Below are 20,652 nucleotides of genomic sequence, written 5' to 3'. Positions count from 1 at the left end.
TCGCCCCGTCATGGCAGACATTCCACCGCTCAAACGTATCCGCTGGAGTCAGGCGTACCGCATCGTTCCCAGCCGCTTTCCGCCGGTGGGCGTGTATGACCGCATCGCCGATCCCGGCGATCTGGATGCGTTGTATGCCATCGAGGCGCTGACCAATCCGCGCATCCGCGATGAACTCGGCGTGCTGCCGCTGGTGCCGAAGGGGCGGCGTGTCAGCGGCCCAGGCACGACGCCGATCATGGCCGCATTCACGCACCTCAACCCCGAAGGCAGCCGTTTTTCGGATGGCAGCTGGGGCGTGTTCTACGCGGCACATAGCTTGGCCACCGCGGTGGAAGAGACCGTGTACCACCGCCAGCGCTTTCTTGCCGCCACGTCGGAACCGCCTTGCGATACCGAGATGCGCTGCTACCGCACCAGCATCCAGGCCAGGTTGCACGACCTGCGTGGCGGCTGGGCCGCCGCGCATGATCCGAACAGTTATGGTGCGAGCATCGCACTGGCACGCAAGCTACGCACGGAAGGGTCGGATGGCATCGTCTACGAAAGTGCGCGTCATCAAGGCGGCGAGTGCGTAGCGGTGTTCTATCCCGATCGCGTCGCGCCCTGCGTGCAGGCGCAGCACTTGCTATATCGCTGGGACGGCAAGCGCATTGCACAGGTGTTGGAAGTGGCCGAGCTGAAGCGAGTGGTGAGGGACGAATAGCGTGGGCGCAAGCTTGTGTGAAGGAGAGGGGGTCGCAAGGGCTTACCCCTCCCCAACCCTCCCCTGCAAGCAAGGGAGGGAGCAGGTCGTCGCGAGCTTCTAGCTCCTCCCCTTGCTTGCAGGGGGAGGCTGGGAGGGGGTAAGCCCTTGGAACAACCTTCCCAGCACAAACAAAAAGCCCGCCAAACGGCGGGCTCATCACATCACGCGACAGAACGCCGACTCAGGTATCCGCACCCACAGCGAACCCTTCCCGCGTACCGTGATTGAACACCCGATCGTTATCCAGCACGTCGGCCGCCGCATACGCAGTGCTCTCCTTCAGCTGTGCATAGATCGGCGTGAAGTCCGGCCGCGTTGCCTCGAACAGCTGCTCGAAGCTGTCGATCACGAAGTAGGTCTGCTGGTAGGTGTCGATGCGGTAACGCGTGTTCATCACGCGCTCCAACCCAAAGCCGATGCGATTGGGCGCTGACGAGTCGAGGCAGTAGATGGATTCGCCCTTGGAGCTGACGATGCCGGCGCCATAGATGCGCATGCCCTCGTCCGTGTTGATCAGGCCGAACTCCACCGTGTACCAGTACAGGCGCGTGAGGTTCATCAGCGCTTCGGGCCCGATGCCGAAAGCCTTCATGCCACCGCGGCCGTAGGCCTGCATGTAGTCGGCGAAGATCGGGTTGAGCAGCAGCGGCACGTGGCCGAACAGGTCGTGGAAAAGATCCGGCTCGCTGAGGTAGTCGAGTTGATCGGGTTTGCGGATCCACCAGCTCACCGGAAAGCGGCGATTGGCGAGGTGATCGAAGAACACCTCATCCGGCAGCAGGCCTTCCACCGCGACCAGCTCCCAGCCGGTCTCCTTGCCCAGCACCTTGTTGAGATCGGCGAACTTCGGAATACCGCCGTCGCCCAGGCCGAAACGTTCCACGCCGGCCATGAATTCCTTGCAAGCGCGCCCAGGCAGCAGCTCGCGCTGGCGCTTGAACAAGGTGTCCCACACCTCATGGTCGGTGCGGCTGTAGCTGGACCAGGGCTGCTCGACCACGCCGGTGGCGTACACCGGTACATAACCGCGGTCGGTCTGTTGGTGTTCGACTTTGCGTGGCGTGTTGTGGTCCATAGCGGGCTCCAGTGAAGGTCATCCCGTGCCAACGGGAGGCAATCAACAGGATACGGCCGATGGCGCGCAGGAAGGTTGTTTTGTTGTGCGACACAACGCTATCTGTGCAATATTCATGCGTCATAAGCCTAATGTGGTGAGGTATCGTGCATGGCCAACCTGGACCGTACCGATCTGCGCATCCTTGCCGTATTGCAGGGCGAGGGGCGCATCACCAATGCCGAGCTGGCCGAGCGGGTCAGCCTGTCGCCATCCGCCTGCTTGCGCCGTCTGCAGCGGCTGGAATCCGAAGGCATCCTCACCGGCTACACCGCCCAGGTGGACCCGGAAGCCGTGGGCCTGGGCTTGCAGGCCTTCGTGCGCGTGCAGCTGACCAAGCATGAGAGCGAGACCATCGAGCACTTCGTGGAGCATGTGAATACGTGGGACGAAGTGGTGGCCTGCTACGCACTCACCGGCGACATGGATTACCTGATGCACATTTATGTGGCCGACTTGCAGCACTTCTCGCGCTTCCTGCTCGACCGCCTGCTCAATGCATCAGGCGTGGCGGATGTGAATTCCAGTTTCGTTTTGCGCACCGTGAAACGCTCTGCCGCCTTGCCGCTGACGCAGCTGGAGCACTGATTTGCCCCTCCCCCTGCTGGCAGGGGGAGGTTGGGAGGGGGTAAGCCCTTGCGGCACCGCCGCACGGCTTGCAGGGCTTCACCCCACCCCAGCCCTCCCCTGCTACACGCAAGGGAGGGAGCAGAGCGTCACTCAGGCGGCCTCGTTGGAGAGAACCATGGGCGCATCGTTGCCGCGGCGTTGAATGCGCAAGGCGAGAAAAGCGGCCACCACACCGGTTGCACCCGCGATCACAAATGGCGTCAGGTAACTGCCCAATTGCACGCGCAGCACACCAGCCATAAAGGCGGCCACCGCCGCGCCCACCTGATGCCCCGCCACCACCCAGCCAAACACCACCGGCGCATCGCGTTCGCCGAAGGCTTCCGTCGTGAGGCGTAGCGTCGGCGGTACCGTGGCGATCCAGTCCAGGCCGTAGAAGACGCCGAATAGCGACAGGCTATATAGCGAGAAATCGGAATAGGGCAGATACATCAGCGACAGCCCCCGCAATCCGTAATAGACGAACAGCAGCTTGCGCGGATCGATGCGGTCAGTGAGCCAGCCAGATGCGGTCGTACCGAACAGGTCGAAGATGCCCATCATCGCCAGCAAGCCGGCCGCGCGCACTTCGGGAATGCCATGGTCGCCGCACAGCGCAATGAAATGCGTACCGATCAAACCGTTGGTGGTGAAGCCACAGACGAAGAAGGTGGCGAACAACAGCCAGAACACGCCGTGCTTGCTGGCGCGATGAAGCGCACCCAGCGTCAATGCAAACAGGTTGCCCGAGGGCGCACCGGCCTCGGCCGGCTCGTCTGAGGTCGCGCCGTAGCGGGTCAGGCCGACGTCGCTTGGCCGTTCCGGCAACAGCCACAGCACCAGCGGCACCAGCGCGGCACAGAGCGCGGCAATGGTCAGCACTACCCAGCGCCAGCCGGCGTACTCGGCGATTGCGGCGAGGCCGGGCAGGAAGATCAGCGTGCCGGTGGCGGTGCTGGCGGTGAGCAGGCCCATCATCAGTCCGCGATGGCTGCTGAACCAGCGGCCGACCACGGTGGCGCCCATCACGACAGCGACGCAGCCTGTGCCGGCGCCGGATAGCACGCCCCAGCTCAGCAGCAGATGCCAGGGCTGGGTCATGGCCGCGCTGGAGGCGGCCGCCAGTGTCATCACCAATAGGGCGACAACCAGCACACGCCGGATGCCGAAACGCTGCATCAGCGCCGCGGCAAACGGACCCATCAGGCCGTAGAGCAGGATGCCGACCGCGGCGGCGGAGGAAATGCTGTCCCGGCTCCAACCGAAGGCGCGCCCCAGCGGCAGCATCAGTACGCCAGGCGTGGCGCGCATGCCGGCTGAAGCCAGCAGGGCCAGGAAGACGACGGCGACAACTACGAAGGCATAGTTTTGGCCGAAAGGCCGGTGGCGTTGTATAGTCATGTTACCGATCGGTACGGGACGGAAGCGCAGGGTACGTACCGATCGGTAACATTGTCAACAGGTCATGAGCATGTCGAAGCGTCCCGAGCCCCCCATCGCTCCATCCGCCGAGGCGCCGCGCCGCGCCGCGGATCGCATCCGCGATACGGCGGCGGAGCTGTTCTATCGCGAGGGCATCCGCGCCATCGGCGTGGAAGAAATCGTCAACCGCGCGGGGGTGACCAAGCCCAGCCTGTATCGCGCCTTCGAATCGAAGGACGAGCTGGCGGCCGACTATCTTCGCGACTACGACCGGCGCTTCTTCCTGAGCTTCGAGGCGCCGGCCGCCGATCATCCCGGTGATCCCAAGGGCCAGTTGCTGGCCTACCTCGAAATCCTCTCCGTGCGTGCCAGCAGCGACGGTTACCGCGGCTGCGGCCTCACCAATGCGGTGATCGAATATCCCGACCGCGACCACCCCGCACACCAGGTCGCGGTGGACAGCAAGCGCGCCTTGCGCGAACGCCTGCGCGAGATGTGCCGGGGCATGGGCGCGCGCGATCCGGACGAGCTGGCCGATGGCCTGTTGTTGTTGCTTGAAGGCAGCTACGTCTCGGGGCAGACCTTCGGCGAGGGCGGCCCCGCCCGCGCGCTTGGCGCCGCCGCCCGCCGCCTGATCGACGCCTCGCTGTAACGAAAAGACGTGTGCGCTGGAGTTTGAAACGCGGCGGACCATCGATGCGGTTGCGTACTGCCGACTCGTGGCCCGACTAACGCTAAACTAACCGGACCGATGAGCACCGAAACCGTTTCCGCCCCGGACCGAGACCTGCTGCGACCTCTGCGCTATCTGTGGCGCGTGCCGCTGCTGCTGCTGCACGTCGTGCTGGGCGTTTTCTTGTGTTCGCTGATCCTGAGCTGGAATCGCGGCGTCGTGATGAAGAACGGCGAGGAGCCGTTCGCGCATCGCACCATCCGCTGGTGGTCCACCGTGCTGCTGCGCATCTTCGGTCTGCGCTCGGTGCGCGTCGGCCAGCCGCTGGAAGACCCGGTGCTGTTCGTCGCCAACCACACCTCGTGGGTCGACATCGAGTTATTGCACAGCCAGCGCGCGGCCTGTTTCGTCGCCAAGGCCGAGATCGCCAGCTGGCCGCTGGTGGGCTGGCTGGCCGCCAATGGCGGCACCATCTTTCATCGGCGCGGCAGCAACCATTCGCTGGCTACGGTGATGCAGGTGATGGTCGATCGTTTGCGTGGTGGCCGTTCGGTCGCCGTATTTCCCGAAGGCGGCACCGGCCACAATGGGGTGCTGCGCGTGTTCCATGCGCGCATCTTCCAGGCCGCGCTGGATGCCGAGGTGGCGGTACAGCCGGTGGCGCTGCGCTTCGCGCGCGACGGGCGCCGTGTGATCGATGCCGGCTTCCGCGATGGCGAAAACTTCATGCAGAACTTCCTGCGCCTGCTCGGCGAAGCGCCGCTGGACGCCGAAGTGCATTTCCTCGCGCCGGTGCCGGCGACGCCGGACGCGCGCCGCCGCATGGCCGAGCTGTCGCGCGAACGCATCGCCGCCGCCCTGGAAGACCCTTTGGCATGAGTTTGCCGCGCGGCGCCGATTTCCGTCCGTCATGGCCGCTCAACAGCGGCCACCTCCAGACCATGTTGTCGTCCAGCGGCGTGCGCCGCCAGCTGCTGCCGCGTGCGGCGCAGACGGTGCAGGACGGTGCCCAACCCGTCATGGTCGACGGTGGTGACGGTGTGCGCCTGACCGGCGCATACACCGCGCAGAAACAACGTCCGCAAGCACATGGACTGGCTGTGCTGTTCCATGGCTGGGAAGGCAGTGTTGATTCCACTTATGTGCTGCAGACCGGCAGCCGTTTGCTGGCAGATGGCTGGGATGTGTTTCGCCTGAACTTCCGCGATCACGGCGACAGTCATCCGCTCAACGAAGCGCTGTTCCATTCCTGCCGTATCGACGAAGTGGTTCATGCGCTGAGCGATATCGCCGCGCGCTGGCCGGCACGGCCAATGGCCCTGGCGGGCTTCTCGCTGGGCGGCAACTTCGCGCTGCGCGCCGCCTTGCGCGCACCAGAGGCGGGTATCCCGCTGAGCTATGCGCTGGCGGTGTGCCCGATCATCGATCCGGGTGAGGGTCTGTTCTCGCTGGAAGAGACGGCGCCGTGGTTCTATCGAGCGTACTTTTTGCGCAAATGGCGGCGCTCGTTGCAGGCGAAGCAAGCCGCGTTTCCACACCGGCAGTACTTCGAGCTGGACGAGTTGAAGCAGAGCCTGCGTGGACTCACCGAGTCGCTGGTGCTGCGCCACACCGACTTCGGTTCGCTGCAGGCTTATTTGGACGGCTATTCGGTGGCCGGAGACGCGCTCAAGGCGCTGAACATTCCCGCCACCATCCTCACCGCGCGCGACGATCCGGTGATCCCGGTCGATGCCTTCGAGAAACTTGAGCTGCCCCCGAACGTGGAGCTGGACATCGCTGAGCATGGCGGGCACTGCGGTTTCATCCGCGGCTACGACATGAGTAGTTTCACCGACGACTACATCGCGGCTCGCTTCAACGCGCTTGTTTGATGCTTCGGCTGCGCGAAGCGTGTAGCCCGAGAGGTTGTCGCAAGGGCTTACCCCTCCCCAGCCCTCCCCTGCAAGCAAGGGAGGGAGCAGGGCGTCGCGAGCTTCTAGCTCCTCCCCTTGCTTGCAGGGGGAGGCTGGGAGGGGGTAAGCCCTTGCGACGGTCCCACTCGATACAGCAACCACTCAATCCGCCGGTATGCAACGCCCGCGTGCCCAGATGCGCAGTGTCTCGACTTGCTCGTGCATCAACACCGACAGTGGACGGGTTTGCGTAAGAGCGGCGAGTAGCGTGGCCTGTTCCAACGGCGCGTTGCCGCTGCTGGCGTCGTACAGCGCGCTGACGATGGCCTGTTCGATTTCCGCACCGGAAAAGCCCTCGCTGGCGGCGGCGAGGGCGGGCAGGTCGAATTGCTCCACCGGCAATTTGCGGCGGCGCAGGTGCATGGCGAAGATGTCCGAACGCACGGAGGTCTGCGGCAAATCGACAAAGAAGATCTCGTCGAAGCGGCCCTTGCGCAGCAGCTCGGCCGGCAGCTCCTGCACGGCATTCGCGGTGGCGACGGCGAACACTTTTGCCTTGCGCTCGGCCATCCAGGTCAGCAGATAGCCGAGCACGCGGCGCGAAACGCCGCCGTCTTCGCCACCGCCGGCCAGGCCCTTTTCGATCTCATCGATCCACAGTACGCAGGGTGCAAGCAGTTCCGTGCTCTGCAAAGCTTCGCGCAAGTTCTTTTCTGTCTCGCCCTGATACTTGTTATAGAGCGCGCCGAAGTCCAACCGCACCAGCGGTACCCCGAAGCCGCCGGCAATCGCCTTGGCAGCCAGACTTTTGCCGCAGCCCTGCACGCCGAGCAGCAACACGCCCTTGGGCGGATCGAGCATGGGATCGGGGGTGGCGGCGAGGAACACCGCGCGGCGCCGCCGTACCCATTCGCGCACGCGGCTGACACCGGCGATGTCGGCGAAACTGGCCGTGGCGTATTCGTAATGCAGCAGGCCGGAGCGGTTGAGCAGGTCGAACTTCGACTGCATCAGCTCGGGCAAATCGTTGGCGTTCAACGCACCGTCGTTGTAGACCAGCTTACGCACGATGCGGCGAGCATCCGGTGCGGCCAGGCCCAGCAAGTTGCGCACAATGGTGCGTGCCGCTTCGCCGTCCACTTCCACACGGCGACCTTGTTCACGCTGCCAGGCCAGCGCTTCGGCGCGCAGGATGGCGGCGAGTTCTTTGATGTCGGGCAACGACAGCGGCACGCGCAGCGCCAGTGCCTCCAGTTCCTCCGGTAGCTCGATGCGTGCGCCGACCAAGACGATGGTGTGGGCAGAGGAGCTTTGCCGCTGCACGATCTCGCGCAGCTGGCGCAAGGTCATGGCGTAGCGCAGGAACGGGTGGAAATCGAACAGCAGATAGATGCCGCGTTCGCTGGCGGTGCGGATGGCATCCAGCGTGGCGCCGGCATCCGGGGCAATCTCGGCCTCGGGCTGCACAAAGTCGAGCCGGTGGAGACCATCCGTGAGCGTCCAGCGCCACAGAGGGCGCAGCGATTGCGAAATCACATGGCGAAAGCACTCGATCACGCGCTGTTCGTCGACCGTTTCGATGACCAGCAGCGGTGTGGCCGCGCGTACCAATGTGGTCAGGTCTTGCAGTTCGCTCATGTGTGCCCTCTCCGTGGGCGGGCAAGATAGCAGAGCGGCAGAGGCAACTTAAGGATGCTCTGATCTATTCCACGTACCCGGCATGACGTCCAGAAGGCCCGCAGGGTGTGTTGCGCGGCGCAGGGCAGACTGGCCGTCTGTTCAAGCCGCGCAGCGCAGCCTGCGGGCCTTCTGGACGTCACCCCATCATTCAATTAACACGTGGGGCCGCCCTGTATGCACGCAGCGCTTCGCCTCAGCGTCTTCACAGACAGCCAGTCTGCCTTCACCGCCGCGACATATCGCTGCGCGCATACAGGGCGGTGACAGGTGCGCGGAATAGATCAGAACATCCTTATGGGCATTCGGTAGTAGGCTGATGCGCCTCATCCCTTCGGAGAGTCCCTCCATGCGTCTGCTCCTGTCAGTCGCGCTTGGCCTGCTCGCGGCTCCCGCCATCGCCGCCCCCCAGCTGGACAAGCTGACTCTGCCCAAGGGTTTCCATATCGCGGTGTACTCCGACCAGGTACCGAATGCGCGCGAGATGGCGCTGGGCGCGAAGGGCACGGTGTTCGTCGGTTCCATGGATGCCGGCAGGGTGTACGCGCTGACCGATAGCACCGGCAGCGGCCACGCGGACAAAGTGCGTGTCATCGCCACCGGCCTGCAGTTGCCGGTGGGTGTCGCGTTCAAGGATGGCGATCTGTACGTGTCCGCCGTCAGCAAGATCGTGGTGCTGCGGGATATCGAAAACCATCTCGACGCGCCGCCCAAGCCGGAAGTGGTCTACGATCGTTTCCCCACCGAGACTCACCACGGCTGGAAATTCATCGCTTTCGGCCCGGACGGCAAGCTCTATGTGCCGATCGGCGCGCCGTGCAACATCTGCGACAGGGGCAAGGATTACGCCAAGCTCACCCGCCTCAATGCGGATGGCACCGGCCTGGAAGATGTGGCCTACGGCATTCGCAACACGGTCGGCTTCACCTGGCGTCCGGGTTCGAACCAATTGTGGTTCACCGACAACGGCCGCGATCTGATGGGCGACGAGATGCCCAGTGACGAATTAAACAAGCTCAGCCATATCGGCGAGCATTTCGGCTATCCGTACTGCCACCAGGGCGACACGCTGGACCCGGAATTCGGCAAGGGCAAGAACTGCAAGGACTACACGGCGCCGATGCTGAAGCTGGGTGCGCACGTCGCTTCGCTGGGCCTGCGCTTCTATGAGGGCAATCAGTTTCCGGCCGGCTACAAAGGTGCGCTGATCATCGCCGAGCATGGCTCGTGGAACCGCACCAAGAAATCCGGCTACCGCGTGATGACCGTGCGCCTCAACGGCGACAAAGTGGTCTCGTATGAGCCGCTGATCGATGGCTTCCAGCAGGACGAGAAAGCCTGGGGCCGTCCCGCCGATGTGCAGCCGTTGCCAGACGGCAGCTTGCTGGTGAGCGACGATCAAGCGGGCGCCGTATATCGCGTGACCTACCAGGGCGCCAAGTAAGGTCCGTCTACCTGCTTGCAGCAGGTGGGGCGTATGAGAACGAGCAGAGGAGAACGCAGTGCTACTTCGCAGCGACAGTTTCCAGGACGGCCAGCCGATGCCGGCGCGCTTCGCCTTCGGCAAGTCCGGCAACCCAGTGGCCTTGTCGGACAACTGGAGCCCTCACCTGGCGTGGAAAGAGGCTCCATTGGCCGCGCGCTCCTACGCGCTCACCTGCATCGATACCGATGCACCCAGTCGTGGCGACGACGTAGACCAACCAGGCCGCACCGTACCGGCTGACTTGCCGCGGGTGGAATTCGTGCACTGGCTGATGGCCAATATTCCGATCGAATGCGGCGAACTGGCGGCCGGCGCCTGCAGCGACAGCATCGTTGCACGTGGCAAGCGCGTGCCTTACGGGCCGCCGGGCAGCGTGCAGGGTGTGAACGACTACACCGGCTGGTTCCAGGGCGATGCGGACATGGGCGGCGAATACCTGGGCTACGACGGCCCATGCCCGCCATGGAACGATGCACTGGTGCACCACTATCACTTCCGTGTGTATGCGCTCGATGTGGCATCACTCAAACTCGACAACGGCTTCACGCTGGTCGAACTGCGCAGGGCGATGGACGGCCATGTGCTTGCGGAAGCCGGCCTCGTGGGCACCTACGCAATTCATCCGCTGGCTGCGTGAGCACGCGCCAGGCCGCGCTATGTCGTGATGATGTGCAGGCCGCAGCGCGCGGCCTTCACGCGGGCAAGGCGCGCGCTGTGGGTGAATGGTGACAGGGCGCTCCCCCCCGCCCTGTTATCGAGGAATGGGACCATGCTTCACTACGCTTTGGTCTTTCTGATCATCGCCGTCATTGCGGCGCTATTCGGCTTCACCGGGATCGCAGGCAACGCCGCCGGTATCGCCAAGATACTGTTCGTGATCTTTCTGATCCTCGCCGCCATCGCTTATTTTCGGCGTACCAACTGAACGAATGCGTCGCGCTGCGCGCCACGGCGCCGGCAAATTCGTTAGAGTCAACCCTCTGTCCACCGGAGAACGCCATGAGCAAGCAAGTCCAGGCGCATGAAGCCAGCACGAGCGACCGCATCGAGGAAGGCGCCGAGCGCATCAAACAGGCCACCTCCAGTGCCGTTGCCGGTGCCAAGGAAGCCATCGATCGCGCCGCCGATCATGTGGAAGACAGCCTGCATCGGGCCACCGACAAGGCCGCCGCTGGCGCGACGCGTGCCAGCACCAAGGCAGGCGAATACAGTGAGCGCGGCCGCGAGGTTTACGACGAGGCCCTGGATCGCGCGGATGAGTGGTTGGGCAAGGCGCGCGAATACGTGCGTGAAAAGCCGGTGCAGTCGGTCGCGATCGCGCTAGGCGCGGGCTGGCTGCTCGGCCGCATCCTGCGACGTTGAAATAGCCGATGGCGAGGCATGATCCCGGACGCGAGGAAGCTGCCGCGCCGTCCGAAGACGAGCCTGCACAGCCCGCTGCGCCGGGAGTGCTGGACGACATCGGTCGGGCCGGGCGCGCCTTCAAAGGTTTGTTCGGCGCACAGCTGACCCTGCTCGGCGCCGAACTCGGCCTCGCACGCAGCGCCATTTCCTGGATGTTGCTGGCGGGGTTGGCTGCCACGGTGGCCGGCGTCGGCTTGGGGTTGACCTTGATGGCGTTGGCCGGCGTCCTGCTGGCGGCGTGGTTCCATTCTTGGATCTGGGCCTTGGTGCTGCTGGTGGTGCTACAGGCGGCGTTGCTGTTCGCGACGATCGTGCTGTTCCGTCGCTGCATGTACTGGTTGAGCCTGCCTGCATCGCGCTACGAGTGGCTTGAAACGATACGGCAGGCCTTGCGCAAGGCCGAGCGCAACGAGGCGGGCGTGTCGGAAGCGGAACGGGCTGGCGCAACGCGAGAGGATGGGACATGAGTTTGTTCAAGCAACTTGATGCCGTGCGCATGGCCCGTGCCGACGTGATCGAGGCCCGTCGCGCCATGGCGGAACCGGCGGGTGCGCTGTTGGCGCGCGGTAGAAAACATCCTCTCGGCACGGTGAGCGCCGCCGCGGGCCTGGGCTTTGTACTGGGTCAGCTGAATGTGCATCCGTTGCGCGTGCCGGGCCTCGGTGCACTGCTCAGTGGCAGCGCCGCCGAACTGGTGATGCAGGCGGCGCGCCTGATCAGGGAATTCAGCGAAGGCGGTTTCGACCCCTCATGAACCCATTGCGCACCACGGCGTCGCACGACGGCACGCCTGGGCCTGCGCGCCGCCACACCACGCATAACATGCAGTTCGCACGCCTCGCCCAACATCACCTGCGCGGCATACGTGTCGTGCTCAACGTGCTGCTGATCCTCGCGTTGCTGTACACCATCACCCTGATCAAGGGTTTGCTGATACCGCTGGTGCTGGCCGCCTTCATTGGCGTGGCATTGAATCCGATCGTGGCCGCGGCAGCACGTCGCCGCGTGCCGCGCTGGTTGAGCGCCAGTGTGTTGATGGTGGCCTTGATCACCGGCATCGGCACCGGCATCGGCTTGCTGGCGCAGCCCGCGGTGGGATGGTTCCACGACGCGCCCACCGCGGTGAAAAACTTCGTGCCCAAACTGCGCGCCTTCACCCAGCCTTTCGAAGCGGCGAATCGCGCGACGCAAAGCCTGGTCGGCGGACAAGCCGCGCGCACACCGGCGCGGCCGGCCACCGTCGCGATCGATGCATGGGACGTGCTGGCGAGCACGCCCAAGGTGCTCGCTGCCGTGCTCACCGTGGTGCTGCTGGTGTTCTTCTTCTTGATCTACGGCGACGCGATGTTGCGGCGGCTGGTCGAGATCGCGCCGAATTTCGGCTACAAGCGCCACGCCGTATCCATCGTGCGCAGTATCCAGACCGAGGTGTCGCGTTACATCCTCACCACGTTGCTGATCAATCTGGTGCTTGGCCTGCTTACCGCCGGCATGCTGTGGGCTTACAAAGTGCCCGATCCGCTGCTCTGGGGCGCGGTGGCCATGTTGGCCAACTTCATTCCCTATGTGGGCGCCATCACCACCACCACCGTGCTCGCCTTGGTCGGCCTGATGAATTTCAACGAGGCTGGCCAGGCGTTGCTGCCGGCGCTGACCTTCGCGGGCATCACCGCGGTGGAGGGCAATCTGATCACGCCTTTCATCCAGGGCCGACGCATGCGCTTGAGTCCGGTGGCCATCCTGCTGTGGTTGTTGGTGTGGGGTTGGCTGTGGGGGATTCCTGGCGCGCTGCTGGCGGTGCCGATGCTGACGAGTGTCAAGTTGGTGGCTGAGCGGGTGCGCGGATGGCGCTGGTTTGCAATGCTCGTGCAGCGCTGAAGATTTGCTCCCTCTCCCCCTGCTCTTATTTCACTTGGGGGAGAGGGCTGAGGTGAGGGGCGGGTGCGCGCGACACCCCCTCTACTTCGTCACCCCGGCGAAGGCCGGGGTCCAGTGACGTCTCGCTCGGTTGTCGCGGCTGCACCCCAAGATCAAGAGCAAAAGCCGTGAGCTTTGCCCGCTCGCGCACGCACGCGCTGGCCTGACTCAGGTTGCCGGAAACAGCACGGTTGGATCGCCATCCATCCATACGTTGTCGATTTTCATGTGGTCGGCGACCCATTGGCCATCATCCTGGCGGCTGAGTTCTACGAGGTAGATGTTCTTCAGCAGCAGGTGGCGGGTGTGGTCGGTGCTGGGCAGGTGTTGCGCTTCGACCAGCGCGAACAACGTGGCGCTATGGCCGTTGTATGCCGTGATGCGTGGATTGGTGATGGTGTGGGTGGTGTCGATCCCATCGAGGTTGCCGAAGATGATGTCGGCGATGGCTTGCCTGCCTTCGAACACGGGGATGGTGGCGCCGAGGCGGAGAGCGGGGCCGGTGAAGTCGAGTGTGGCTGTCGCGGAGAACGCCGATTCGAACAGTGCGCGGTCGCCCAGATCCTGACCGGCACCGAAGCGGTAGAGCGCATCGACAATTTCTACGCGGTCTTCTGGCGAAACAACGACGCGATGTGTGCTGGCTGACATGAGAGTTCCGTGTAGTAAGTGGTTACCAGGCAATGGGTGCGCGATCGCGAAAGAAGCCGCCGGTGATCGAACCCTGCATGGGCAGGCAAGCGGCCCAGACGATGCCGGCGGCGCCGTCGGCGACGGGGCGACCGCCGGGGCCGCCCATGTCGGTGGCGACCCAGCCGGGGCAAACGGCGTTGACCAGAATGCCGCTGCCGCGCAGTTCGCCGGCGAGCATGCGTGTATAGCTGTTGAGAGCGGCTTTGGAGACGCGATAGGCGGGGCAATCTTCGCCGCCGCTGTCGACGGCGCCGCAGCCGCTGGATACGTTGACGATGCGGCCGTAGGCGTGGCGGCGCATCAGCGGCACGGCGGCTTCGCTCAAGCGCCAGGCGCCGAGCAGGTTGGTGTCCAGCGCGCTTTGCACGCTGGATAGATCGACTGACGAGGCGCGGTTGCCGGTGTCGAAGAATGCGCCGGCGTTGTTGACCAGAATGTCGAGCCGGCCGAAGTCCCGCTCGATGCGCGAGGCTATCGCATCGACATCGGCTTGCTGGGTGACATCCAGTTGCACGGCCACCACATCACTGCCGGCGCGACGCAACTGCTTCGCCGCTCTTTCACCGGCGGCGAGATTGCGCGCACCGAGTAGCACGGTCATACCGCTGGTGCCGAGCTGTCGGGCGACTTCAAGGCCGAGCCCGCGATTGGCACCGCTGACCAGCGCAACGCGCTGGGTCAGCGGTGGTTCGGTAGCCAGCGTGCGCTCACGCGGGGAGCGACGTGGAAATGGGAGCGCATTCATAGCGTCGCACTTAGAGCCTGTCTATGGTCTCCCCGTGGCCCGCGCCGGGAGCTGTTTGCGCGCAGGACAAGGAAGAACGAAGGAGTGTACGTCCGTACACGACTGAGTGATGACGCCGGCCTGTGGGCAAACAGACCCGGCCCGAAGGGTTGTCGTTGAGCTGCCGCATGGCGGCCACTCAACGACAACGCGGGCCACGGGGAGACCATAGGCAGGCTCTTACTGCACCTGTGCGATCTGACTGCAGCGTTCGTCGCCGCAGGCCTGCCAGCCGCCGCCCAGCGCCTTGTACACCGCGACGGCGCGCAGGTTGATGGCGGCCTCCGCTTCGGCCAGGGAATCCTCGGCGGTCAGCTGGGTGCGTTCGGCATCGAGCAATTGCAGGAAATCCGCGGCGCCTTCGTTGTAGCGCACACGGGCCAGCTCGGTGGCGCGACGGCTCTGCGTCACCTGATCGAGCAGCTTCTGCACGCGTTCGCGTTGCAGGTTGAAGCCGACCAGCGAATTGCTGACGTCTTCCACCGCCTGTAGCACGGTGCGCTGATAGTTTGCCAATGCCGCATCGGCACGCGCCTCGCTGGCCTTTACGTTGGAACGCACGCGCTGCACGTTCAGGCCAGGCCAGCTGATGCTCGGCGCGATCGACCACGCACGTGTGGACGGACTGCCGAAGTTGTTGCTCTGGCCGGCGAGGAAGCCAACGAAACCACCCAGCGTGATGTGCGGGAACCAGTCCGCCTTGGCCACGCCGATGCGTGCGTTCGCAGCGGCGAGTTCGCGTTCGGCCACCCGCACGTCGGGACGACGCGACAGCACATCGCCGGCCGACCCGATGGGCAACGCGACATCGATCGCCTTGAAGTTCTGCGACGACAGGTCGATGTCCAGTTCGCCCGGGCGTTCGCCAAGCAGCACGGCAAGATGCGAGGCATCCGCGTGCGCCTGGGTTTCCAGCACCGGCAGCTGCGCCTCGACAAAACTGAGGCGTGCGTTGGCACTGGCCACATCCTGCTCCGAACCGGTGCCGATATCCGAACGTGCCTGGATCAGGCGCAGCGACTCGCGCTGGTTGTCGATATCGCGTTTGGCCACGTCGATGCGCAGTTGGGTACCGCGTAGATCGAAGTAGTAGCGCGCGACATCGGCGAACAACGTTACCTGCGCGTCCTGCAACGAAGCAGAGCTGGCATCGGCCTGGGCACCGGCGGCTTCCACCGAGCGGCGCACGCCGCCGAACAGGTCCAGCTCCCAACTGGCATCGAACCCGGCCTGGTAGGTCTCCGACGTGACGCGTTTGGTGGTGACACCGGGCACCTGGCCGCGGGTGCGCGTGTAACTTGCAGCCGCATTCACCGTGGGCCACTGGTCGGCGCGGCTGACGCCGAGCAGGGCACGCGATTCCTGCAGGTGCGCGATGGCGATCTTCAGGTCGGGCGCGTTCTTCGCCGCGCGCTGGACTAAGGCGTCCAGCGTCGGATCGTTGAACTGCTTCCACCAGTTTGCCTGGAAGTCTTGCGCGCTCTCCTGCTTCGCATCGGCATCCTGCAAGGTCAGCGGCTTTTCGTCGGGCCGGTGGTAGTCCGGCCCCACGCTTACGCAGCCTGCCAGCAACAGGGCCGCTGCCAAGGCACTCATCTGCTTAATCATCTCAATGCTCCTCCATCGCCGGGGCGGGCAGGCCGTGGGCGGCCTTGCGTGCGCGGCGGCGTTCACTGATCCGCTCGCTCCAGCCGCGGATCAGCACGTAGAACAGCGGGGTGAAGATCAACCCGAAGAAGGTGACGCCCAGCATGCCGGCGAACACCGCCACACCCATTGCGTGGCGCATTTCCGCACCGGCGCCGTGCGAGGTCACCAGTGGCACCACGCCCATGATGAAAGCGAACGAGGTCATCAGGATCGGGCGCAGTCGCAGGCGGGCGGCTTCCAGCACGGCCTGCACGCGGTCCATGCCGTCGTTGATTTGCGCTTCGCGGGCAAACTCCACGATCAGGATCGCGTTCTTGCACGCCAGGCCCACCAGCACGATCAGGCCGATCTGGGTGAAGATGTTGTTGTCGCCACCCGACACCCACACGCCGGTGATCGCGGACAGCAGCACCATCGGCACGATCAGGATCACCGCCAGTGGCAGTGCCAGGCTCTCATACAGCGATGCCAGCACCAGGAACACCAGCAGCACGCAGAGTGGGAATACCAGGCCAGCGGTATTGCCGGCGAGGATCTGCTGATAGGTCAGCTCGGTCCACTCGAAGGTCATGCCATTGGGCAGGTTGTCGTGTGCCAGCTTTTCGATCGCTGCCTGCGCCTGACCGCTACTGAAGCCCGGTGCCGGGCCGCCGTTGATTTCGGCGGTCGGGTAACCGTTGTAGTGCATCACGCGTTCCGGACCCACGCTCTGCTTCACCGTGACGAACGAACCCAGCGGCACGGCTTCACCGCGTGCATTGCGCGTCTTCAGCTGCAGAATGTCTTCCGGCTCGTGACGGAAACCCGGCTCCGCCGACACGTTGACCTGATAGGTGCGGCCGAAGCGGTTGAAGTCGTTGACGTATAGCGAGCCGAGATAGGCCTGCATGGTCTGGTACACATCGGCCAGATCCACGCCTTCCGACTTCGCCTTCTCGCGATCCACGTTGGCGTCGATCTGCGGCACGCTCACCTGGTAGCTGGAGAACAGGCCGGCCAGTGCAGGATCCTTACGGCTTGCGGCGATCAGGCCCTGGGTCTGCTTGAACAACTCCTCGAAGCCGACGTCGGAGCGATCCTCCACCTGCAGGCGGAAACCGCCGATCGTGCCCAGGCCCATCACCGGCGGCGGCGGGAACACCGCGATGTAGGCGTCCTGGATCGACGCGTACTTCTGGTTGAGCGCACCGGCAATCGCACCGGCCGACAGCGACGCATCGCGACGCTCCTCGAACGGCTTGAGCGTGACGAACACGATGCCGGAGTTGGTGCTGTTGGTGAAGCCGTTGATCGACAGGCCGGGGAAGGCCACCGCGCTTTCCACGCCCGGCTGCTTCAGCGCGATGTCGCTCATGCGGCGGATCACGTCTTCCGAACGATCCAGCGAGGCCGCATCCGGCAGCTGCGCGAACGACACCAGGTACTGCTTGTCCTGTGCCGGCACGAAACCGGTCGGCACATGCACGAAGCCGAACACACCCAGCAGCACCAGGCCGCCATAGATGATCAGCGCGACGGTGCCGCTGCGCAGGATGCGCTTGACGCCGCCCACGTAGCCGTTGGCGCTGCGGATGAACATGCGGTTGAACGGACGAAACACCCAGCCGAACAAGCGGTCGATCCACACGCTGAGCTTGTCCTTCGGCGCGTTGTGCTCCTTCAGCAGCACGGCGGCGAGGGCGGGGCTCAGGGTGAGCGAGTTGAAGGCCGAGATCACCGTGGAGATGGCGATGGTCAACGCGAACTGGCGATAGAACTGCCCCGTCAGGCCGCTGATGAAGGCCGCAGGCACGAACACCGCGCACAGCACCAGCGCCGTGGCGACGATCGGGCCGGTGACTTCGGTCATGGCTTTGCGCGTCGCCTCTTTCGGCGACAGCCCGTGCTCAATGTGTCGTTCGACGTTCTCCACCACCACGATGGCGTCGTCCACCACGATGCCGATGGCCAGCACCAGGCCGAACAGCGACAACGCGTTGAGCGAGAAGCCCGCGAGATGCATCACCGCGAAGGTACCGATCAACGACACCGGCACCGCCACCAGCGGAATGATCGAGGCCCGCCAGGTCTGCAGGAACAGGATCACCACCAGCACCACCAGCAGGATCGCTTCGAACAACGTGTGGACCACCGCGTCGATCGAGCCGCGCACGAAGACGGTGGGGTCGTACACGATGCTGAAGTCCACGCCCTGCGGGAAATCCTTCTTCAGCTCGGCCATGGTGGCGCGAACCTCGTCGGAAATCTGGATGGCGTTGGAACCCGGGCGGGCGAAGATCGGCAGCGCCACGGCAGGGCGGTTGTTGAGCAAGCTGCGCAGCGCGTAGTTGTTGGAGCCCAGCTCCACGCGTGCCACGTCGCGCAGGTGCGTTACCGCGCCATTCGCTTCAGTGCGCACGATGATGTTGAGGAAGTCTTCCTCGTTGACCAGGCGGCCCTGCGTATTGATGTTGAGCTGGAACGCATTGCTGCTCGGACCGGGCGGCGCATTCAGTGCACCGGCGGCCACCGCCACGTTCTGCTCCTGGATCGCGTGGATCACGTCGCCGGTGGTGAGCTGGCGCGTGGCCAGGCGCTGCGGGTCCAGCCACACGCGCATGCTGTATTCGCCGGCACCGAAGATCTGCACGTCGCCCACGCCATTGAGGCGGGCGAGCTGATCCTTGATATGCAGGCGCGCATAGTTCGACAGATAGAGCATGTTGTAGCGCTGATCCGGCGAGATCACATGCACCACCATGGTCAGGTCGGGCGAGCTCTTTTGCGTGGTCACGCCAAGCCGCTGCACTTCCTGCGGCAGCTTGGTCAGCGCCTGCGACACGCGGTTCTGCACCTGCACCTGGGCGTTGTCCAGGTCGGTGCCCAGCGCGAAGGTCACGGTGAGCGTCATCGCGCCGTCGCTGGTCGCCTGCGAGGCGGTGTAGAGCATGCCTTCCACGCCGTTGATCTGTTCTTCCAACGGCGTGGCGACGGTTTCAGCGATGACTTTCGGGTTGGCACCCGGGTAGCTGGCGCGCACCACCACGGTGGGCGGCACCACTTCCGGGTATTCGCTGATCGGCAGCTGGAACAGCGAGATCGCGCCAGCGATGACGATCAGTACGGAGAGGACGCCGGCCAGAATCGGCCTGTCCACGAAAAATTGGGCGATTTTCATCGAATCGGTCCTGGTAGCTCTGGCTCCTTCCCAGCGAGTGGGGAAGGAGTGGTGTTGCTTCTGCCCCTCCCCCTGCTAGCGACGCGAAGCTAGTCCCGTGGGACAGGGGGAGGTTGGGAGGGGGTAAGCCCTTGCGGCGACATCGCCGGGCTTGCGGGCTTCACCCCTCCCTAACCCTCCCCTGCTTCACGCAAGGGAGGGAGTTATTGGATTTGCTCAGTTCTGTGCCGCGGCCTTGCTGGACGCACCACCGGCCTGCGCCAACTGCTTGCTCGCATCGAGGGTGCGGGTGTCCATGGCGACCTTGGTGGGGTTCACTTCGGCACCGGGGCGCACGCGCTGCAGGCCATTCACCACCACCACGTCATCCGCCTTCAGACCATCGTTAACTACGCGCAGGCCATCCAGCAGCGGGCCGGTGCTGATCTTGCGGTACTCGACCTTGCGGTCCTTGCTCAGCACGTAGACATACTTGTTGCCGAGGTCGGTGCCGACGGCGCGGTCATCGATCAGCGCGCGCGGGAGGCGGCTGTCGCTGCGTAGCTGGATGCGCACATACAGGCCCGGGGTGTAGCGAGCGTCGGCGTTATCGAATACCGCACGCAGGCGGATCGTGCCGGAGCTGACGCGCAGCTGGTTGTCGACAAAGTCGATGCGGCCCACGTGCGGGAAGCCCGATTCATTCGACAAGGCCATCGCCACCTTCGGTGCACTGCCGTGTTCGCGACGCAACTGGTCCAGCTTCAAGTAGCTGTGTTCGTCCACGTCGAAGTAGGCGTAGACCGGGTCCACGCTGACCACGCTGGTGAGCACGTCGTTGCTGGTGACCAGGTTGCCCGGGGTGACCAGGGCATTGCTGACGCGGCCATCGATGGCAGCCCGCACCTCGGTGAAGCCGAGGTTGAGCCGGGCAGCCTGCAAGGCCGCGGTGGTCGAGGCTACCTGTGCTTTGGCGCTCTGCGCGGCGGTGTCCAAGCGATCGCCTTCCTCGCGGGAGATGGCGTGTTGCTCCAGTAGCTTCTGGCCGCGGCCGGCATTGGCCTCAGCCAGCGCCTGTTCGGCACGGGCCTGGTTGAGATTGGCGTTGAGACGATCCACTTCAGCCTGGAAGGGACGCGGGTCGATGCGGAAGAGCAGGTCGCCCTTCTTCACCGCGGCGCCTTCCTTGAAGTGGATCGAATCCACGTAGCCGCCTACGCGAGGGCGCAGTTCGATGGTGTCCACGGCCTGCAGGCGACCGGTGAATTCATCGGAATCGTTGACCGCGCGCATCAGGACCTGGGCAACGGTGACTTCGGGCGGGCCGCCAGCGGGAGCGCTCTGGGCATGGCTGGCGCCGCGGTTGCCGACGACCGCCCAGCTACCGGCCACGGCAGCGACGGTGAGGGTGGCGAAGATCCATCGTTTCTTCATCTTGCGCTCC

At 64.6% G+C, this 20,652-nt stretch carries 20 protein-coding genes; 12 read left to right on the top strand and 8 right to left on the bottom strand.

The features are described 5' to 3' along the window. The first annotated feature begins 10 nt into the window (after positions 1-10). A complete protein-coding gene (locus tag OUZ45_RS04005) occupies positions 11-706 on the top strand; it encodes an RES family NAD+ phosphorylase (protein ID WP_266168634.1) in 696 nt (231 codons plus the stop codon). 223 nt (positions 707-929) lie between these two features. Here the strand turns inward: OUZ45_RS04005 and phhA are convergent, their stop codons facing one another. Continuing rightward, on the bottom strand, positions 930-1,823 hold the full coding sequence (phhA, locus tag OUZ45_RS04000; protein WP_266168633.1) for a phenylalanine 4-monooxygenase: 894 nt from the start codon (positions 1,821-1,823) through the stop codon (positions 930-932). Between the two features lie 150 nt (positions 1,824-1,973). Between phhA and OUZ45_RS03995 the strand changes: the two genes are divergently transcribed. Continuing rightward, positions 1,974-2,450, top strand: a complete 477-nt coding sequence (locus OUZ45_RS03995; protein WP_266168632.1) for an Lrp/AsnC family transcriptional regulator — start codon at positions 1,974-1,976, stop codon at positions 2,448-2,450. A gap of 132 nt (positions 2,451-2,582) precedes the next feature. On the opposite strand, the gene OUZ45_RS03990 is transcribed toward OUZ45_RS03995, so the two are convergent. Further along, the gene (locus tag OUZ45_RS03990) at positions 2,583-3,872 is read right to left on the bottom strand and encodes an MFS transporter (RefSeq protein WP_266168631.1); all 1,290 of its coding nucleotides are present in this window, start codon (positions 3,870-3,872) and stop codon (positions 2,583-2,585) included. Positions 3,873-3,942: 70 nt separating this feature from the next. Here OUZ45_RS03990 and OUZ45_RS03985 point away from each other — a divergent pair, with 70 nt between their 5' ends. The 3 genes from OUZ45_RS03985 to OUZ45_RS03975 all read left to right on the top strand — a co-directional run bounded on the left by OUZ45_RS03985 (position 3,943) and on the right by OUZ45_RS03975 (position 6,440). After that, complete coding sequence (locus tag OUZ45_RS03985) at positions 3,943-4,545, top strand: TetR/AcrR family transcriptional regulator (RefSeq protein WP_266168630.1); 603 nt, start codon at positions 3,943-3,945, stop codon at positions 4,543-4,545. Between the two features lie 99 nt (positions 4,546-4,644). Then, the gene (locus OUZ45_RS03980; protein ID WP_266168629.1) at positions 4,645-5,445 is read left to right on the top strand and encodes a lysophospholipid acyltransferase family protein; all 801 of its coding nucleotides are present in this window, start codon (positions 4,645-4,647) and stop codon (positions 5,443-5,445) included. Continuing rightward, entirely contained in the window at positions 5,442-6,440 is a 999-nt protein-coding gene (locus tag OUZ45_RS03975) for a YheT family hydrolase (RefSeq protein ID WP_266168628.1), read from the top strand. Before OUZ45_RS03980 ends, OUZ45_RS03975 begins: the two co-directional genes overlap by 4 nt. Positions 6,441-6,623: 183 nt before the next feature. On the opposite strand, the gene OUZ45_RS03970 is transcribed toward OUZ45_RS03975, so the two are convergent. Next, the gene (locus OUZ45_RS03970; RefSeq protein ID WP_266168627.1) at positions 6,624-8,099 is read right to left on the bottom strand and encodes an AAA family ATPase; all 1,476 of its coding nucleotides are present in this window, start codon (positions 8,097-8,099) and stop codon (positions 6,624-6,626) included. A 388-nt stretch (positions 8,100-8,487) separates the two neighbouring features. Here OUZ45_RS03970 and OUZ45_RS03965 point away from each other — a divergent pair, with 388 nt between their 5' ends. The 7 genes from OUZ45_RS03965 (at position 8,488) to OUZ45_RS03935 (ending at position 12,906) form a co-directional block, all read left to right on the top strand. Next, positions 8,488-9,582, top strand: a complete 1,095-nt coding sequence (locus OUZ45_RS03965) for a PQQ-dependent sugar dehydrogenase (RefSeq protein WP_266168626.1) — start codon at positions 8,488-8,490, stop codon at positions 9,580-9,582. A gap of 58 nt (positions 9,583-9,640) precedes the next feature. Continuing rightward, on the top strand, positions 9,641-10,261 hold the full coding sequence (locus tag OUZ45_RS03960; protein ID WP_266168625.1) for a YbhB/YbcL family Raf kinase inhibitor-like protein: 621 nt from the start codon (positions 9,641-9,643) through the stop codon (positions 10,259-10,261). A gap of 132 nt (positions 10,262-10,393) precedes the next feature. Next, positions 10,394-10,549, top strand: a complete 156-nt coding sequence (locus OUZ45_RS03955; protein WP_266168624.1) for a DUF1328 domain-containing protein — start codon at positions 10,394-10,396, stop codon at positions 10,547-10,549. Positions 10,550-10,623: 74 nt separating this feature from the next. Then, positions 10,624-10,986, top strand: a complete 363-nt coding sequence (locus OUZ45_RS03950) for an ElaB/YgaM/YqjD family protein (RefSeq protein WP_266168623.1) — start codon at positions 10,624-10,626, stop codon at positions 10,984-10,986. A gap of 8 nt (positions 10,987-10,994) precedes the next feature. Then, a complete protein-coding gene (locus tag OUZ45_RS03945) occupies positions 10,995-11,495 on the top strand; it encodes an ABC transporter ATP-binding protein (protein WP_266168622.1) in 501 nt (166 codons plus the stop codon). Continuing rightward, a complete protein-coding gene (locus tag OUZ45_RS03940; protein WP_266168621.1) occupies positions 11,492-11,782 on the top strand; it encodes a hypothetical protein in 291 nt (96 codons plus the stop codon). Before OUZ45_RS03945 ends, OUZ45_RS03940 begins: the two co-directional genes overlap by 4 nt. Before the next feature lie 68 nt (positions 11,783-11,850). Further along, the gene (locus tag OUZ45_RS03935) at positions 11,851-12,906 is read left to right on the top strand and encodes an AI-2E family transporter (RefSeq protein WP_266168789.1); all 1,056 of its coding nucleotides are present in this window, start codon (positions 11,851-11,853) and stop codon (positions 12,904-12,906) included. Between the two features lie 207 nt (positions 12,907-13,113). On the opposite strand, the gene OUZ45_RS03930 is transcribed toward OUZ45_RS03935, so the two are convergent. From OUZ45_RS03930 to OUZ45_RS03910, 5 genes are all read right to left on the bottom strand, one after another. Continuing rightward, positions 13,114-13,596 (bottom strand): nuclear transport factor 2 family protein, encoded by a 483-nt coding sequence (locus tag OUZ45_RS03930; protein WP_266168620.1) that lies wholly within the window; start codon positions 13,594-13,596, stop codon positions 13,114-13,116. Between the two features lie 22 nt (positions 13,597-13,618). Next, positions 13,619-14,383, bottom strand: a complete 765-nt coding sequence (locus OUZ45_RS03925; RefSeq protein WP_266168619.1) for an SDR family oxidoreductase — start codon at positions 14,381-14,383, stop codon at positions 13,619-13,621. A gap of 219 nt (positions 14,384-14,602) precedes the next feature. After that, on the bottom strand, positions 14,603-16,036 hold the full coding sequence (locus OUZ45_RS03920; RefSeq protein WP_266168788.1) for an efflux transporter outer membrane subunit: 1,434 nt from the start codon (positions 16,034-16,036) through the stop codon (positions 14,603-14,605). Further along, the gene (locus OUZ45_RS03915; RefSeq protein WP_266168618.1) at positions 16,032-19,229 is read right to left on the bottom strand and encodes an efflux RND transporter permease subunit; all 3,198 of its coding nucleotides are present in this window, start codon (positions 19,227-19,229) and stop codon (positions 16,032-16,034) included. The genes OUZ45_RS03920 and OUZ45_RS03915 overlap by 5 nt, the downstream gene beginning before the upstream one ends. Positions 19,230-19,445: 216 nt before the next feature. Beyond that, positions 19,446-20,642: an efflux RND transporter periplasmic adaptor subunit gene (locus tag OUZ45_RS03910; RefSeq protein ID WP_266168617.1), complete on the bottom strand. Its 1,197-nt coding sequence runs from the start codon at positions 20,640-20,642 to the stop codon at positions 19,446-19,448. Positions 20,643-20,652: the final 10 nt, after the last annotated feature.

Source organism: Dyella subtropica, from assembly GCF_026283965.1.
GTDB lineage: Bacteria > Pseudomonadota > Gammaproteobacteria > Xanthomonadales > Rhodanobacteraceae > Dyella_D > Dyella_D subtropica.
The sequence above is the reverse complement of the archived record's forward strand: the minus strand, read 5'-3'. Positions and strand labels throughout refer to the sequence as shown.